Source organism: Bacteroides faecalis (assembly GCF_003865075.1).
Classification (GTDB): domain Bacteria; phylum Bacteroidota; class Bacteroidia; order Bacteroidales; family Bacteroidaceae; genus Bacteroides; species Bacteroides faecalis.
Map to the genome: position 1 here is coordinate 48402 of NZ_BHWB01000023.1, position 17713 is coordinate 66114.

Genomic DNA, 17713 nt, shown 5'->3' on the forward strand with positions numbered 1-17713 from the left:
CTGAGCGGATGGAACTGTACTTCGGGAGTACCCAATCCCTGCAAATATCCGTATTGCTCACCGGCTTTCACGAGAGAGCCGTTCTTGTATTCGGGGCGTATTTCTCCGGTAAACGGACGTGGTTCCATTTCTTTTTTCCGTTCTTCCTCGAACCGTAGTCTGCGTTCCTGCCATTTCGCTTCCGCTGCCGCCTGTTCCCCGGTCATTTCTTCTTGTGAGACGGCTTCATCATACATGTTCTCTTGCGAGAACAGGTTGAACATTTCCGGTTCGTTTCCTTTTCTTTTGCGGGATGCCGATGGTGTCCGGCCCGGTGATGGCCGGTTTTCCATCATCTGTACCTCCGCTTCCTCCTCGTTCGCATAGGCGGCAAACAGATTAAGCATGGGTTCATAAGGCTTGGTGGAAAGGAGACTTTCTTCCTGCATCTCCTGCCGGTGCTCCACTGCTGTTGTTTCCGGTGCGACTTCCGGTCTGGTTTTCAGGGCAGTGGAAACGGTGGGGCGGGATAGGTTTTCTTCATAAAGTTTCCGGTCAAGATGGTTCCCCACATCTTGTGCCAATAACTGCCTGAGATGTTCGGCAATGGCTCCGATACCCCCTTCATGGGTAAAATTCATGGCCGGTTGTCCGTACATGTTTTTACCCATGGATACGGAAGTATGGATGATATGGTCCAAATCGGCATAGCTGTTGTTAATATTGATGCTGCCCGATATAAGACGGGTTTCAATAAAGTCCGTTCCTTTTCGGTCAGTTCCGATTTTCGGGTATTCTTCTGCAATACGATCAGGTCGCTGCCTACTTCCGTACCCACATCGGTAAACAGATTGTCCGGCAGACGGATGGTAGAAACGAGATTGGCATGATTTACCAGCCACTCCCTGACGGGACGGTTCTGTGGCGAGTCCATGACACCCGAAGTCGTGATATAGGCCAGTATCCCGCCTTCACGCAGCGTATCCATGCCTTTGAGAAAGAAATAGTTGTGTACGGCAGCGAGTGAGGATTTGCGCACTGGGTCGTCACTCCGGTCAAAGTCCCGGTCATAAATCCTGGTATTCCCAAACGGGATATTGGAAGAAACAACATCGAAGTAGCCGTTATAATAAGGCTGTATGGACTGGAAACCCTCTATGTTCACCTTGCTTTCCGGATAGAGGGATGAGAGTATCCTTCCCGTCAGCCTGTCCTTCTCGAAGCAATGGATTTCGGGGACATCTTTCAGAGTGCTGATGAACATGCCCGTTCCGGCGGAAGGGTCAAGAAAACGTTCCGGGCGGATTTCCGGTATCAGCAGGGCTTCCTGCATGGCCGTTACCACCGGCTCGGGTGTGTAAAAGGCTGTGAGGACGGAATTCTTAAGACTTTGGACGTATGACTTGTATTCTTTCTCGTCTTTGGAATACTCACGCAGAAGTTCATGCAGCAGCCGGACCTGGGGAAACAGTTCTTTGTCCGACCTTCATTTTTCTATGTCCGTATCTTTCTCCGCCGGATTCAGGATGCACTTCAGTCCTCCGAAACCCGAATAACCGTTCAAGACCTTGCGTCCCTGTTCCGTAAGACAGAACTCCGGACGCATGAATATCAGTTCAAGTGCGGCTATGTTGTCCGCCAGATGTTGTCGTCTGTTATACGCCATATTGTTCTATATAAGATTGTATGAAACCTGTAAGTTCAACGGTAAGTGTATGACAGGCCGGGGATGATTCAAACCTGTCGTCTATGGAATATTTGCCGAATACCGCCTCTGCGGGTGACAATACCTTCAGGCAGAAATCCGTCCGTCTTTCGGGCCGTACTTCGGGAAACCACTCCGATACGACCTCGAAAACCGTATCGAACCGGGAAAAGCGCAAGTCCTGATAGAGAACGGCGTCAGCCTGTTCCAAAGCCTGTCTGACGGATAGGCCGTCACGTATGGCATGTTCGTAAGCCTCTGCGGCACTGTCCGCACGCTCCCGGATGAATGCCTTGTCATCGGCCATGTGCGGATGGCTTTCTCTCAAATAAAAAAGGAGAGCTGACTTGAAGCAGGACAGTTCTCCGTTGTTGTCATGTTGTGTAATCATCATCTGTTGTCATTGGATTTTGAATGGGGAAATAATTTGTGACATACCCGGTAACCTGAGAGGAAACCGGGTATATGGATTTGGTAAACGTTCCGCCTGCTGCCGGATTACGAGAACGAGAGGCTGTTCTTTCTGGCCTGCGGTCTGGGAGATACGACATGGCGGGCCGTCTGCTTTGTTTCTTGTTTCCTGTCGTTTTTGGGGTTTTCAACCACCGGTTTGTATTCACGGGCATTGCGTCCTATGAGCAGGTTGTTGCTCTTGTTGCTGAAACGCACATCATCCGAGAACAGCTGTCTGGTCTTGGGATTGCGCATGTTCTCAATGAATACCATTCCGTGATTCTCCAGTATCTTTTTCTGTTCGGGGGTTATCTTGGCTCCCAGAATCGTATCGCTGACCTTCAGCTGTTTGTCGGACTGTTTGAATGCGATGTCCCTTATGGTCGGATCAACATAGGCCACACCGGAAAGCATGGTGTCGTTCTTGCGCTGTATGTCATTGATTGGGACTTCGCCACCAGAAGCGAGTATCTGCTTCTGCTTGTCGTCCAGTCTTTTCCCATAAATGTAGTCCGGGATTTTGATGGCATCCACGGGCATGGTGATGATGCGGTTGGTGGACTCGTGGAAACTGACATAGCATTTGCATACATTTCCGGTAAGCGTGTCCTTCATTTCCTTGATTCCTCCCAACGTACCCGTTTCGGCCAGTTTGTCCTTCTCTTCATCCGTGAATACGTCTTTATAGACCGGCAAATCATATTGGGGCTTGTCCAGACGGGTGAGTGTCTTGAGTTCCACTTTGCCGTCCGCACCCTTCACACACATGAAACAGGCTTCGCCCAAATCTTTCTTTTCTCCGTTTATCTCTTTGCTGATGGGTAGGGCGGTAGAAGTAATCCTGCCTTTGAGAAGTTCTCCCATGCAATGGTTGTTGAACAGAGTCTCCTTGTCAAGGCCGAGTGCGTTCAGATCTTTCCACGGCAGCTGGTGCTCATCAAACTTATACCGCCGGGCCAGTTTGGCGATACGCCCCTCGTCGTTGAGTTCACAGTTCTCCACCATCTTCTTGCCGTCCGGTCCGGGGTCTTCTCCTTTCCGGATCTGGATGACCGCGTTCAGCGTTTTGTCCAAAACGGCAAGTGGTACAAGGAAGAAACTGAAGCTTGTAGGATTTTGATACTGGTTCTTGAAGTTCGTGAAGAACAGTTCCAGAGGTGTGGTACGGTCCAGTTTGAGGAAGCTGTTGCTGTTCTTCTTGTCGGGTGGTACAACTTCGATGTTGCCGTCCTGTTCGTTCATCCTGGAGATGACTGCGGTCTTGTTCGTTCTCTTGTCAAGGACTGCCATTACATGCTCGTCCTGACTCTGTTCTTGTTGCTCTTGCTTTTTCTTAGCCATAAAATTAATAGTTTAAGTGATACAATAATTAATCAATACCGGGTAAACTTTAGCCCGTCAATGCGAATATAGAGGATTAATTGATAAGGAATTACGTTTTTAAGACTGCTGGAAATAAATGGCGGGAATTGGCGTGGAATGGCTAGACATGATTGTATATGATAAATTATTTTTAATTGATTTGATTGCATTGAAAAGATAAATCGTCCGAAAGATTGTCCAGAAAGAAGTACTTTGTTAGATAACAGTGATTTAGTTAATTTATTTTACACGATGGTGCAGCCATTGCCTATTATTGTGAAGGTGCTAATTCGCTATTATCATATAAATGAAAATGGAAAAGCTTTTATTCTAGTTTGGAGAAGTATGAGCTTCTTTAGCATAAGATATAAATAAGTGAAATTCAGTGATGGGAGTTGTAGTCGCTATTTTTTTATTTATTACATCCATTGGTTAATACTAATGACTGTCGTTCGGAAAGATAAGAAATTATGTTTGAATTGATTGAAAATATAATAATTCTGGAAGACTTTTATAATCTCTTCATTTATAAGAGGTTTGAAAGAGAGGCAAAAGTTGAGGTAACGAATAGGTAATCTGTCTATTTCTGCGTTTTGCTGTGAGTTGCTATCAATGTTACTCATCTTAATACAAAGGTCATTTAAATTCGTTAAAAATTAAGTATTACCTAGTGAAATTTTATTTCATATCAGTATTTTGGGTTGGTTTTGTCATAAAATAATCTGTCTCTTTCGCCAAGTGAAAGAAAATCACTATATTTGTGGGCAAATAATAAATTTTGTTAATATGGGAACAGACATAAACCGCCTGAAAGTTGTTTTAGCTGAAAAGAAGAGGACAAATAAATGACTATGTGAGCAATTGAACGTCAATCCATCCCACAGTTTCAAAATGGTGCACGAATAGTTCACAACCAGACCTTGAAACCTTAGTTAAAATATCACGTCTATTAGATGTGGATTTGGACGATTTAGTGAATAAGAAATTCATAACTTCTCAGCAATAAATCAAGTGTCTGAGTTATGATAAAAAGTCTAAAATGAGAAATAAACGTATTGAATATATAATAGATGAAATACTTGATCAGTATGCGTATGCTGACGAGTCTACTCGACCATGGATTATAGGATTCAGTGGAGGAAAAGATTCGACTGTATTATTAATGCTTGTATGGATAGCACTCGAAAAATTGAAAGAGCTACCAGGGCCGTTCCAGCTTCGCAGACCAATATACGTAGTATGCAATGATACAATGGTTGAAAATCCTATAATTGCATCGTATGTTGACCAAGTTCTCGAACAGATAGAAAAGAAAGCAAGGGAAGAAGACTTACCTATTTTTGTCAGGAAGACTACACCTCGATTGGAGGATTCATTTTGGGTGAATGTTATCGGAAAGGGCTATCCTGTCCCTAATACAGCATTTAGATGGTGTACTGAGAAAATGAAAATTAAGCCTACAGCTCGTTTTATAATAGAGCAAGTTGACGAGTGTGGTGAAGCTATAATTTTAATTGGAACAAGAAAAGCAGAAAGTGCGACTCGTGCTCGCTCCATTAAAAAACATGAAATTCATGGCAAGCGGCTCACAAATCATACACTATTGGCAAATACATATGTCTATGCACCAATTAAAGAATTGTTGTTAGAGGAAGTCTGGTATATAATAAACACTATTCCTTCCCCTTGGGGATTTGATAACAAAATTTTGTTTAATATTTATGTTGATGCGAGTGCGGACGATTACGAATGTCCAACGGTTGTAACAGACAAGAGCCATGGATCTTGCGGTCAAAGTCGTTTCGGATGTTGGACTTGTACGGTTGTAAAGGATGATAAGTCCATGCGTTCACTTATTAAGAATGGGCGAGAATGGATGCAACCGCTTTATGATTTTAGGTTGAGATTAGACAAAGAACGAAATATTATTGAGAACCGATTCCCTTTGCGACGTGATGGAAGAAGAGCAGTAAACGATATGGGACCTTATACATTTACATATAGGGCGAAAATGTTGGAAGGTTTGCTGAATGTTCAACATGAGTTGCAACAGCATAATCCAGAAATGAAGCTCATTACTGATCAGGAATTGATTGCAATTCAAGTGAATTGGTATCGAGATTTTAACTTTGCACATCAAGTATCAGAAATCTATAACAAAATCTATAATTCCTCATTAGATATGGAAGAGGGCAAAATAAAAAATAAATTGGAAGCAGACTTGATGCGAGAAATTTGCCAAGAAAACATTGAAGAAGGCGAATTGATTGAGCAACTTCTTATGCTTCAGAAAAGCAAGTCACTCATGCAACGGCGCCGTGGCTTAAAAACGGAAATTGAGTCTCGTTTAGAGGAATTCGTAAATAAAAAGAAATCATGACGATACGCGAAATAGAACTTGATAATTTCCGAATTTATAAAGGAAAGAATAGAATTGAACTTTTTCCAGATGGGAATAGGAATCTGGTTATCGTCAGTGGTAATAATGGTTTCGGTAAAACAACTTTTCTCATGTCATTAGTTTGGTGCCTATATGGTAAGAACATGGGAAAAGTCGATGAACTATACCGTAAAGAAATTGACGAAAAAGGAGGTTATAGCAAGTACATCGGAAACAGTCTCAACTTTGCTGCACAGAAAGAAGGTGAAACCCGATTTTCTGTGTCCGTAACATTTACAGATGTAGAAATCCCTGATACTCCTTGTACTGAAATAACAATTGTTCGTTCATATGATAGCGCAACGAATTATGATGACGAGTTAGAAATTTTGATTGATGGTCGAAAGAACGATCTGTTCACAGGGTCAAAAGAGGAAATCACAAAAGAAGAGGAGATATTTATCCGAGATTATATACTCCCAATAGAAATTGCAAAATTCTTTTTCTTTGATGCTGAAAAGATTGTTTCGTTTGCTCAGATCAACACACCAGAACAACGTAGGGATTTAAGTCTTGCGTATTCTCAAGTTCTTGGGATACAAAAATATGAGGATTTGAAAAATGAATTAGTCAGAATTCAGGATGACTATAGAAAAGCATCTGCCAAACCACAAGAGAAACGTGAGTTTAATGCATTAATTGCGGATATTGATTTCAAAGAAAGCGAAATAGATCGATTGTCCGAAGAAATTACCAATTTGGAAGATGACAGAGTAATCAAACGTCATAATTCGGCTGAACTTCAATCAAAATTGATTAGGGAAGGTGACATGATGTCAGAAGATGAATTGGTGAGATTAAAAGAACGAAAGACGGAGCTTGATACAGTATTAAGGGAAGCAGATGACAGTCTTAAAGATTTATACAGCCTTATTCCATTTGGTTTGGCAGGAGGGCTTATGGCTGAACTTTCTTCCCAATTAGAAACGGAAAAAGCATATAAGCAGAATAAACTCCAACTGGAAGGGGTCAATGATAAAACTGATGTCATACTTGGTGATATGAGGAAGCAAAGAGAAAACTGCCTTTCCCCATTGATATAAAAGCTCGGAATTTCTACGAATCTCAAATCAGGCAACTCATCAAAAAGCATTTTTACAATGTTTCAGATGAAAGTAAGTTTGAACACTTCTGTACATTGCATGATTTTAGCCAAGGACAAGTCGAAGAGTTTATGCGTATCATTATGAAAATCAAAGAGAGTAAATCTTCTTTTGAAAATCTAATCAATAAATATACGAAAGCTAAAGCCGAATTATACACGATTGAGAAAAACATTCGCGAGGCTGAGAAAAAGGCAGAAAGTGATTATGTTCAAAATTTGAGGACACGAAAAGAAAATATCGACCGTCAAATAGATTCTATCGGAGAAGAAATCGGGAAAAAGCAAAGCGAAATAGAGACACTTAAAGACCAAGTGATTGCTCATAAAAAACAAAAGGAAATTCTCTCAAAAAAAATAAATGTTTCGGATCAAAATCGTGCGGTTGATAACGAGGCTACACGCCTTATTCACACAATACAAAAATTCCTTATTCGTTTTAAGGAAGAAAAGAAAAAGGCTCTTGCAAAGAAATTGGAAGCAAAACTTCAATCTTATTTGCATAAGACCAATCTTGTTAAGAAAGTAATTGTTGACATCAATGGCAACGGTGATGATGTTGACATTTGTCTATTTGGATATGATGATAAAAAAATTGACAATAGTATTCTTTCCATGGGTGAACGCCAAATGTTTGCATCTGCACTTTTAAGTGCTTTGGTTGATGAAACAGAAATAGAGTTTCCTGTTTTCATAGATAGCCCAATGCAGAAATTTGACCCGCAACATACAAAGAATGTACTCACGAAGTTCTATCCAAATGTTTCAAAGCAAGTGATTCTCTTTCCTCTTCTTAAAAAAGAATTGACGGAAGAAGAATATCAATATATTCAACCGATTGTAAATAAATCCTATTTGATAAACAATGAGAAGGATGGTTCGCACTTTGTTGAAGTGAAACCAGAGAATCTTTTCGAGGAATATAATAATAGCGGATATGCAAATTAATATCAAAACATCTGGCGAAAATCAAGCCATTGTAACTCAATTAACAAAAAAACTTACTGGAGGTACAAAAGAAAACGTGATAGCTCGTATTGCATTAGGCTATTCTCTGTCTACAGGTAAACGCTTTACCCAACAGGAATTTTCTGCGTACGATTCACAAGGCAAAGAATACAAAGACCATATTCTGTTTGATGGACAGTATAGAGATTTTTATATTGCCTTAATTTGTCAGGCATATGGAATAACTAAAAATGACGAGCTTATTCCTAAATATATAAAGCTACATATTGACCATGGATTAGAAAAGATAAATTATCTGTTTGAAAATAATCCACAATATACTTTCTTCGATTTCTTAACTGAATACTTCAGAAAGGGAATTGATATGATTGAGGATACCCCAGAAAGCTTCGATTGTGTTGAGAATCGAAATCAGCATATCACAAAAAGCTCTTTTTCAGGACCAATTCAAATAAAAGTAGGCTATAATATTTCAACAGGCGAAAATATATACTGTTGTTTCAACGACTCCACTCGTTACAATAATCAACATATTGCTGTAGCAGGAAAGTCTGGCTCTGGTAAGACTCAATTCGCACTAGAGTTTCTTCGTCAACTATATAAGCAGACACAAGGTCAAGTCAATTTCCTGTTCCTTGATTTTAAGGGATTGAGTGAGGATGACAAAATTAAAATGAGCGACTTTTTTACAGAAACTCATACAGAATGTATAAATGCACCTCACACACCATTTCCTTTGAACCCCATTTCGTTCATTGATAATGTTAACGAAAAGAATAAACTGGTAGGTATAAATAAGTTTGTTGACATTATTGCTAAATACTCCAATATCGGCAAGAAGCAACAACAAACACTAAAAGATGCTACCAAAGAAGCGTTTATTCAGCATAAAGATGGCAAACATCCTTCATTGAAGGAAATTTATGATTTGGTAATTGAGTCGGTCGGTGATAACCGTGATACTCTTACTGAAATTATGGAACGTCTTAGTGAATATGAACTCTTCGCGTCAAGAGTTAATGACCCAAGTATCTTCCTAAATAACAATTATTATTTTTCTCTATCAGGTGAGCTCGATAGTACAGTTCGATTCACATCAATCTTTCTCATTATAAACTACATCTTCAATGTATTTACGAATATGGGCGGTACAGAAGTCGTTGATGGCAATCGAAGTATGCGTTACGTGTTAATGATTGATGAGGCTCACGATTTGTTCCGCGAAAAGAAGTCTTTGGAGATTTTAGAAGTCTTGCTTAGGAAGATTCGCTCATATGGAGTTTCTATCGTCCTGCTCTCTCAAGGCATATCGGAATATAATCAAGGTAATTTTGATTTCTCACAAGAATGTGAAACAGCATTCCTATTGCCGATAAACGACCTTAACAACACAAAAGCCATAAACAAATTCCTAGGTCTGAGTGAAAAGGATGGATCTCGAACTATGCGAAATCTTGAAAAATTAGATAACGGACAATGTGTATCTAACATTAAAGAGTTGCAAAAAGGCGATTTGTTTGAAGTTGTTCAGTATTGGAAAGAAAAATAATCTTTGACGATGAAAAAGAGAAGGACAATCACTGAAGTTGCAATAGAGATTTTAAAACATTTTGACGAGACCTTATCTGTTTTGAAAATTTATGCGAAAATAATTGGGAATTCATTGTATGAGTTTCATGTACAAGATCCGCTATCGGTTTTAAAAGTCGAACTTGGAGGTCATGCAGTTGGGATTGATTATCTTTCGGCATCTTCAAAGAAATACTTTTTGTATGATAAAAGAAATCACACTTTTGGACTTGCTAATATACAGACCAAATATGAAAATGTCAAAAAAAAGTACCTCTATTAACTATACTTAGTGAACTTCACCATAAAATATACACATGAATTTAAAGCAAAAATTATTCAACAATTAAAAGGATTGAATTCCTATGATTTTGAATTGTTTGGCAGAAATTTATTAGAGAAGTATGGGGCTCATATATTGGGCCGTTACCCCAAAAAGTCATGATGGAGGCATCAATGACCATAGTAAGCTTAAAATTGGTTTAGCTTATATGAATGTTGCCTTTCAATGTAAAAATGGGGCTCTAATAAGATTAGCCGGAGGAAAATTGACGCATTCCGTGGCGCAGTTCAAGGCGAATATGAACAAGGCTTATTCTTTACAATATCTTCATTTTCTAAAGAAGCTGAAGAAAGTTTCATAAACGTGGTGTAGTTCCTATCATCTTCATTGATGGAGATATGATTGTAGATTTTATGATAGATAGGCACTTTGGCATTGAGCCTGAAGAATTGTCTATTTATGTAAATACATTAGATAGTATCTTTTTATAGTATAGAGATAGGATGAATAATTTATAAGGTTAAATCCTACATAAAAGTCATTAATACATAAATATGCAAATTCTAAAAATAGTTTTTATTAATAGAGCTCCATTCGGAAACTTAGAACTAGACTTTGAAGAGTACGGCATTAATGTCCTTTCCGCAATAAACGGAAAAGGAAAAACTACAATTTTATCTCAAATTGCTGATGCCTTTCATGAAATGGCTAAAGTAACCTACGACAATTCTTATTCTGGAGATTTTAAGAAAAAATATTATCGTGTAGTAACTTCTAGATATTCATTAGATATTAAAGAACCCGCATTAGTTTATATACGGTTTGCACATAACAATGAAATGTATGATTATATCGAACTGGCAGGAAATATTGATGAAGAAGGCTATAATCAAATTAATATTATTGACAAAATACCATATAGTAAAATACTAATAAAATTACAAGAATCAGCTAATACAAAAATTCTTTCATCAAATAGTACAAGGAATAATATTAATTCAATTTTTGGCACGTCAATATTAACGTATTTCCCCGCTTATCGATTTGAAGTACCAGGATTCTTGAATAATTCTTACTCGGATAAAATACTTTATGACATATCTCCTAAATATTCTGGATATTTAACTAATCCGATAGAAGTTGTAAGTGATTTACCCCAATTAGCTAATTGGTTAATGGACTTGGTTCTTGATTGGTCACTATATAAAGATGAAAAGTCATTGCAATTAAGGCAAGCATTAAATCAGTTGCTCTCATTAGCTTTAGAAACAAAGACGAAAACTAACGTTCGGCTTGGAATCGGACAAAGAAATGACAGTTCTACAAGAATTTCAGTAGTATACGATAATGGTGAAATTATATATCCATCTATTTTTGAAATTTCTTCTGGGGAGGCTGCCCTCTTATGTTTATTTGGAGAGATATTACATCAATCGGATCGTATAGGGCAGACGTTAAACTGTGAAGGTATTGTGCTTATAGATGAAATAGACAAACATCTTCATATAACGCTTCAATACAATATTCTTCCCAAACTATTTAATCTTTTCCCTAAAATACAGTTTATTGTTAGTTCCCATTCTCCATTTCTAACAATGGGGCTTGGAGAAATGCAACAGCATAGAGCAAAACTAATTGATTTAGATAATAACGGGTTAATAACTGTACCTCGAAATACAGAATTATATAAATCAGTATATAATCTTTTTGTCAGTGAAAATAATAATTTTGCAAAGGAATTAGCAACAGTCAAAGAGAAAATAGCAGAACAAACTAAACCTATTGTAATAACAGAGGGGAAAACAGATATAAAACATATTTTAAAAGCTAAGGAAATGTTATCAATAACAGACCTTAAATTCGCATGTATTGAGGTTTGTAAGCAGCCTGATGGAGATATGAATTATTTTCTTTATTAGAACAATTAGGCAAAGTTTCTCGAACCAATATTGTGATAGGTATTTTTGACCGAGACAATGATAAAATTCTTCAAGCAGTAAATGCTCAAACATCCGAGTTCTACTCATTTGGAAATAAAGTGTATGGTTTTTGTATTCCTATACCCGAAATGAGATTTCGTAATAATCAAACAAAGATTTCGATTGAATATTTATATTCTGATGCAGAAATAAAAACTGTTTTACCTAATGGATGTAGATTGTTTTTCGGTACTGAATTTACAAAACAATCTATGTGGCATAATACAGAATCTCTTACACTAAAACTCCCTAAAGGGAAGGGAAAGGATAAAATTATTGAAAATAATGGAGGTCAAGCCGTTTATGATTCCAATGATACAAATTTTCTAGCAAAAAAAGACGACTTTGTAGAAGCAATCATAAATGGAAACGTGATCATTTCTGAGGAAAGTTGGCATAACTTTATCCCTATTTTTGCAACTATCAAGAATATACTTGTCACTAATGACTGAGCAGGAATTGCTTCAGATGCGCGAGTTGGCTAAGGTTGGGTAGGTGCAATTAAAAGAGTGTGTGAATGACCGTTACGATGTTGTTTATGAGAAGGTTGCGTTTGCAACTCTCGCGGCGAAAGGCTTGTTATCGGAATCAATGACAAGTTGGAAATAATTAATGCTTTTCATATAAGGTAAGCTCTCGGTAAAGTATCTGTATAAATTATAGAATCGTTATATAAATCTGTAAAGTTTATGGCGATTCTCTGTTTATGATATGCTTTTCATTAGAGTATCATTAGATTTCATTGGAATTTTCTGTTTCCAGTAATTAGGTGGTAATACGGCAGACTCCTTGATAAAATAAGGAGTAAGTTCAAGCATAGACAAATTACTGCATTTGTAGTTCGCTTTGATGAATGTTGGCACATGATTTTTTGCCCGAACTCTCTCCATGTAGGCACCCTTTACACGGTCAGTTCCTGCATGTTTTTGAAAAGTGGCGTTGTCCTTGTCAAGCACTCCGAGCAATGTTTCATATTCGCTTCCGATTCCCTGATAGGCGTTGCGTATCATTTCTGCCGTTACGAATGCTTCACGGTCGATAATTTTGATAGTGCTTGATGATTTGTACCTTGATGTTGTTAAGAGCAAGATTAATGTCACATGTTCCTACTCTTGCCTTTCGTCTTGTCACCTTTCACGTCCCAAAGCATTTTCGGAATGCTCTGTTTGCAGCTGAACTGCGTGTCACAATCTCGTTGATTGTAACCCGCTCCATGATGGGGACAATGCCATTTTTCTCCTTGCTGTCGTTCATGTAAAACAACACTTTGAATGTACTTTTGCCATACTTATTTTTGTTTGTAAAGTTATGTGTCAACAAGTTGGGGAATGTAAGCCAAACGGAGCCATGCGGAGGTTACCCCGTTTCTACCCTTGTCCTTATTTGTCACCACAAACGCCTTATTTATAAGCCATTCAGGTACATTTGTCCCTTTTTATGAGGTTATTCCAGATATATTTGTTATATTTGTACGTAGTGAAGTAACAGATATAAAAACGTATAACAGATATGGAAATACTATCATCAGCAATTTATGATAAAAAGATTCAATCCTATAATATTATTATGGAATTGTCATTAATTGAGTACTATGAATTTATTAAAAGTTCTATGCTTGATAATGAGTTTCAAAGAAATAAGGTTCGATCTTCAAAGACCATCTATGCTCTTTTAAAACAGGATCTTATAACGGGATGTGTGATACCTCCAATTGTTTTAGCTATGAATGTTAATATTGATGAAGAAGAAAGAAACAATTTGGACTTAGTAAAGAAAATTATAATAGAAAACAAGCGAAATATATTCATCTTAGATGGACTTCAAAGAACTTTTACTATACAAGATATATGCATTGATGTGGAAAAAGGTTATATTGATAAGTCTGCTTTAGCCAATCCTGTGAGAATTGAAATTTATTTAGGTTTAAATAAGGAAGGAGTTTTATATAGAATGTTAACTTTAAACACAGGACAAACTCCTATGAATTTGCGCCATCAAATAGAAATAATTTATTCAGATTTAATTAATGCACAAAATGAATCAAATTTTAGATTGATAAAAGATACAGAAAGTGAAAACTTAAATAAATTAGGTTTTTATAGATTTAGTGATGCAATAGATGCTTTTACATCATTTTTAGAGAATGATTATTTGCAAATAACAAGGGAAAAGCTTTTATCAACAATAAAATCCTTTGATAATCTGTCTAAATTGAGAAATGAAGCCGATTTGTTTGGAGATTTGATGACAGTTTATACTTTGTTTATTAACAAAGTTGTTAATGCAATAGGGGATAAGGATATTAAATTAGATATTTCTCGAGAAAATCAAGATAATCTTTTTGGAAAAAATGCATATACTATATTTAATAAATCTCAACCATTAACTGGTTTTGGAGCAGCTATATCTAGATTAATAGAATTAGAAACTTATGAAAGAATAAAGGATTTAATAAGTAATATTGATTTGATAGATATTGACAATTTATACGAAGGTATTCTGAATTTATTAGTGGAGTTAAATGAAATTCGAATAAGTTCAAAAAAAATTGGAAATTCACAAAGGTGTTTTTTCTATCATTTTTTCCGTATCTACTTTGATAAGCGAGGAGATTATTTTTTATCAGCTAGTGCATCTGTAAAACAAGCAAGACAGGCATATGATAGAGATAATTAAGTTATGAAATACGATTATATAAATAATAGTATATCTTTTGAGGATAATGGAAATATTTACAACTGCCATTCATATATACCTCAAAGTGATTTTGATGAGGACAATTATGGTTTATTGTTTTTAGCTAGTCCATATTTTGTAGCAGAAAGTGATTATTATGAAGTGAATCTTTATCGTGGAAAAAGAAAGAATAGAGTAGGTTGGATTATTCCCATAAATCTATTATGTAATACAGATATTGATTATTTGTCTGATTTGGATGATTATTTATTAAAATATGCAGATATTTCGCTTCGCAAATTATTGACTTTTTGTATCAAAAAAAAACTTCTAAATGATTTAGATTTTGAAATAACAGATATACTTCCTGATTCTGTTATTATATTTATTTATAATCAAGATTCTCTCTCTCTTTCGGAAATTGATCATGTAATTCCATCTTTATATGATAATGGCTTTTATACTTTTGATGATCCTTTGTCTGCCAACTTTGGAGATTTGTATTCTTCTCAGTTAAAGAATCGTGAAATAAAAGAAGCAAAAAGTAATGGCTCATTACGTAAAATAAATCTAAGATTAATACATGAGAAATATCACCATTTATTATTTTTCAAACATTTGTATTCTTACATATTGCCCAATAATACAAATCCTTTTTTTAGATATATCTCTCTTTATCAAGTGATAGAAATATTAATGTCATTTGCATTTGATGATATTTATTTTTCTGTCATATCTAGTTATAATACAGGGGCTTGCACTAAAACGAATTAAGAGAAAGGTTGCAAGAAAGTACAAAAGAAAAAGAATTAATAAATAGAATCTATGACAATGTAAGCCAAACAGATCCTTACTATAATGATTTTATTGAAGCTGTTAAATCATTGTTCGTATTAATGGGTAAAGATAGTAGCAAATTGAATAGCTTTCAAGACTATATGTACACTTTAAGAAATATGATTATTCATGAAATGAGAAATTTGCTTGAATATTCAGAGGAAATGACAGCTATAGCAGAATGTTATGAGAAACTAATCTTTATATTGTTACAAGATTGTAAATTAGATAAGAATGATAAAAAAGGACTTTTTGTTCTTGATAAAGATTATTCATGGAAGATAAATAAAAGAAAAATGAGAGAAGTATATAATGATATATAATATTTTGTATCTTATTACTTTGTCAATTATGGAATAATATGCTGATATTGTATTGTTATTTTTAACAAATTTACGATGTTTATTCTTTTTGGGAGAGGAATAACTCTCTGAAATGGGGAATATATCAGATTAATATTATCATCCATACAGTTGTATCTTATGTGTATTCATTAGTGTCCCATTAAATTGGGATGAATTAAATATTAATCAAACAAGCCCGGAAAAAGGGTATTAAATTGCTCTTTGACATCATTGAAATAAGTCATATTGAACAACTCTTGTAAAGGTGTTTATCCGTTAATGAGATGCTCAAAATCTGTAGAACCTCGTAGGTTGAACGATTTGAACTGCATTTTCAGTGGTACCCCAGAACTTTTTTATCTTAAGATGCTGCTTCAACCATTTGAAAAACAGTTCCACGAGCCATCTTTTTTATAAAGATTAGCCATGTCAAGTGCAGATATATGTTTGGCATTTGTTAGGAAAGTAAATTCACAATCATCTTCTTCATCATAGAATCTAATGACCTGAGATTCTGGATACTTCTTTTCGGAGGTATATCCTAACAATTTCACTTCTGCATCAGAGAGTATATTCTTTGGCAATCTACGTTTCCATTTACAAAACGTACATTTCAGATTCGACTTTGCTTTTACTACAAAGAAAGAGCCTGTGATATAGTTCCTTGAATGAATTATATGCTCTGTTAAATATATAGTAAGCATTTGGTTCATTGTAAATTGCAGACATCGCTGTTGAGTAAGCATCCGATAAAGTACACATTGTAGACCTAAAAACTCTTCTATTACTTTGCGTTCAAAAACGTAGTTATGAAACGATCAATGAGTAAAGAAGAGTTTTTAGCGCTATATCAGCGCCAACAGTCCAGCGGACTAACCATAAAGGATTTCTGTGATAATGAATCGTATCCTGCTTCCTGTTTTCATTATTGGAAGAAGAAATATGGATTGAGTCACCCATATACCAAACACACCGAACCTACAGGTGATTCGTTTATCCCTCTTAATATTAATCATACTCCTGCCATTCCCACTTCATCATGTGGTGACAGGCATGTAACCATAGAACTTCCATCCGACATAAAGATCCACCTCAACATCCTAAGTAATCCGGAGATTATTTATGGCCTGATCAGTAAATTATGTAGCCATGTTCTGCCTGAATGATACGATGCGCTACTTCCTGTGTCCCGGGAAGACAGATATGCGCAAAGGAATAAATTCCCTTTGTGGGCTTGTTCATGATAAAATGGGATATGACGTTCGACTTGGCGATGTGTTTATCTTTGTCAACCGAAGCAGAACAACCATGAAACTTCTGCATGCCGAAGACGGAGGTATGGTTTTATACATAAAACGCCTTGAGGAAGGTACCTTCAGACTTCCTTCCTATGATAGTGAAAGCCGTTCCTATCCCATGGAATGGCGTGATTTAGTACTGATGGTGGAAGGCATAACCGATAATCCGAGTGATAGACTCAAACGTCTTAAAGCCGGTCGAAAAGAAGGATTTTATTGATTAAAAAGAGCTTCCTAAACTTGTATAGCTGTACGATTTTCAGTATCTTTACATTATAATAAGATACTAAAAAGAATGATTCATACAGATACGATGGAACTAATAATCAAGAATCAACAGGAGCAAATAAAAGGGCTTCTGGAGACAAATCGTACCCTTGTAGAATCAAATCAGAAAACTTATGGAACAGACGGGAGAACTGCAGCAAAAAGTACAGGAACTCCTGTCGCAAGTAGCCTGGTTAAACAGACAGCTTTTCGGCAGAAAGAGTGAAAAGCTGGCATCCTTGGATCCCAACCAGCTTGCCTTGTTTGATACCTTGGCTAATCCCAGGCAAGAGGAAACGGATCTTGTGGAGACTGGCGTAGGCACTAGGACATGTAAACGGACGGAAAGAAAAAGAATCCGCCGTAATCGGGAAACTGTTAGAGGGGCTGCCCGTTGTGGAGTCATTGTCGAACCTGATAATGTGGATCTGAATCGATATCGTCGTATAG

General features: G+C 36.7%; 17 protein-coding genes and 4 pseudogenes. 15 read left to right on the plus strand and 6 right to left on the minus strand.

What is annotated here, in order from left to right; all coding sequences use genetic code 11:
• Positions 1-616 precede the first annotated feature (616 nt).
• The 4 genes from EJF25_RS26840 to EJF25_RS21875 form a co-directional block, all read right to left on the minus strand.
• Entirely contained in the window at positions 617-1324 is a 708-nt protein-coding gene (locus EJF25_RS26840) for an N-6 DNA methylase (protein WP_496109599.1), read from the minus strand.
• 141 nt (positions 1325-1465) lie between these two features.
• A complete protein-coding gene (locus EJF25_RS25195; RefSeq protein ID WP_008647065.1) occupies positions 1466-1645 on the minus strand; it encodes a hypothetical protein in 180 nt (59 codons plus the stop codon).
• On the minus strand, positions 1635-2078 hold the full coding sequence (locus tag EJF25_RS21870; protein WP_125042718.1) for a DUF1896 domain-containing protein: 444 nt from the start codon (positions 2076-2078) through the stop codon (positions 1635-1637). The genes EJF25_RS25195 and EJF25_RS21870 overlap by 11 nt, the downstream gene beginning before the upstream one ends.
• Positions 2079-2182: 104 nt before the next feature.
• Complete coding sequence (locus EJF25_RS21875; protein ID WP_125042719.1) at positions 2183-3478, minus strand: DUF3945 domain-containing protein; 1296 nt, start codon at positions 3476-3478, stop codon at positions 2183-2185.
• An 807-nt stretch (positions 3479-4285) separates the two neighbouring features.
• On the opposite strand from EJF25_RS21875, the pseudogene EJF25_RS21885 reads away from it, so the two are divergent.
• From EJF25_RS21885 to EJF25_RS21915, 9 genes and pseudogenes are all read left to right on the plus strand, one after another.
• A pseudogene (locus tag EJF25_RS21885) lies at positions 4286-4505 on the plus strand (helix-turn-helix domain-containing protein).
• Positions 4506-4538: 33 nt separating this feature from the next.
• A complete protein-coding gene (dndC, locus tag EJF25_RS21890) occupies positions 4539-5879 on the plus strand; it encodes a DNA phosphorothioation system sulfurtransferase DndC (protein ID WP_125042720.1) in 1341 nt (446 codons plus the stop codon).
• Positions 5876-6982, plus strand: a complete 1107-nt coding sequence (locus tag EJF25_RS25935) for an AAA family ATPase (protein WP_235016891.1) — start codon at positions 5876-5878, stop codon at positions 6980-6982. Before dndC ends, EJF25_RS25935 begins: the two co-directional genes overlap by 4 nt.
• 143 nt (positions 6983-7125) lie before the next feature.
• Complete coding sequence (locus tag EJF25_RS25940) at positions 7126-7989, plus strand: AAA family ATPase (RefSeq protein WP_235016892.1); 864 nt, start codon at positions 7126-7128, stop codon at positions 7987-7989.
• Entirely contained in the window at positions 7979-9559 is a 1581-nt protein-coding gene (locus EJF25_RS21900; RefSeq protein WP_125042721.1) for a DndE family protein, read from the plus strand. The genes EJF25_RS25940 and EJF25_RS21900 overlap by 11 nt, the downstream gene beginning before the upstream one ends.
• Positions 9560-9568: 9 nt before the next feature.
• Positions 9569-9862, plus strand: coding sequence for a hypothetical protein (locus EJF25_RS25945; RefSeq protein WP_235016893.1), 294 nt, complete (start codon positions 9569-9571; stop codon positions 9860-9862).
• Between the two features lie 264 nt (positions 9863-10126).
• Entirely contained in the window at positions 10127-10234 is a 108-nt protein-coding gene (locus EJF25_RS25950) for a hypothetical protein (protein ID WP_235016894.1), read from the plus strand.
• 182 nt (positions 10235-10416) lie between these two features.
• The gene (locus EJF25_RS21910) at positions 10417-11781 is read left to right on the plus strand and encodes an AAA family ATPase (RefSeq protein WP_125042722.1); all 1365 of its coding nucleotides are present in this window, start codon (positions 10417-10419) and stop codon (positions 11779-11781) included.
• A 32-nt stretch (positions 11782-11813) separates the two neighbouring features.
• Entirely contained in the window at positions 11814-12293 is a 480-nt protein-coding gene (locus EJF25_RS21915; RefSeq protein WP_125042723.1) for a hypothetical protein, read from the plus strand.
• Positions 12294-12620: 327 nt separating this feature from the next.
• Here the strand turns inward: EJF25_RS21915 and EJF25_RS21920 are convergent.
• Positions 12621-13095 (minus strand): annotated as a pseudogene (locus tag EJF25_RS21920) (Arm DNA-binding domain-containing protein); the annotation flags it as partial.
• 255 nt (positions 13096-13350) lie between these two features.
• Between EJF25_RS21920 and EJF25_RS21925 the strand changes: the two are divergent.
• From EJF25_RS21925 to EJF25_RS21935, 3 genes are read left to right on the plus strand one after another with little or no spacing between them, the layout of a single operon-like run.
• Positions 13351-14517 carry a hypothetical protein gene (locus EJF25_RS21925; protein ID WP_125042724.1) on the plus strand — a complete coding sequence of 389 codons (1167 nt, stop codon included), beginning with the start codon at positions 13351-13353 and terminating at the stop codon, positions 14515-14517.
• Between the two features lie 3 nt (positions 14518-14520).
• A complete protein-coding gene (locus EJF25_RS21930) occupies positions 14521-15291 on the plus strand; it encodes a hypothetical protein (protein ID WP_125042725.1) in 771 nt (256 codons plus the stop codon).
• A gap of 8 nt (positions 15292-15299) precedes the next feature.
• On the plus strand, positions 15300-15677 hold the full coding sequence (locus tag EJF25_RS21935; RefSeq protein WP_125042726.1) for a hypothetical protein: 378 nt from the start codon (positions 15300-15302) through the stop codon (positions 15675-15677).
• A gap of 203 nt (positions 15678-15880) precedes the next feature.
• Here the strand turns inward: EJF25_RS21935 and EJF25_RS21940 are convergent.
• A pseudogene (locus EJF25_RS21940) lies at positions 15881-16433 on the minus strand (transposase); the annotation flags it as partial.
• Positions 16434-16507: 74 nt separating this feature from the next.
• On the opposite strand from EJF25_RS21940, the gene tnpA reads away from it, so the two are divergent.
• The 3 genes and pseudogenes from tnpA to EJF25_RS21955 all read left to right on the plus strand — a co-directional run.
• Positions 16508-16864 (plus strand): IS66 family insertion sequence element accessory protein TnpA, encoded by a 357-nt coding sequence (gene tnpA / locus EJF25_RS21945; protein WP_125041521.1) that lies wholly within the window; start codon positions 16508-16510, stop codon positions 16862-16864.
• On the plus strand, positions 16848-17216 hold the full coding sequence (gene tnpB / locus EJF25_RS21950) for an IS66 family insertion sequence element accessory protein TnpB (protein WP_005678154.1): 369 nt from the start codon (positions 16848-16850) through the stop codon (positions 17214-17216). Before tnpA ends, tnpB begins: the two co-directional genes overlap by 17 nt.
• Positions 17217-17291: 75 nt before the next feature.
• Positions 17292-17713 (plus strand): annotated as a pseudogene (locus EJF25_RS21955) (transposase domain-containing protein); the annotation flags it as partial.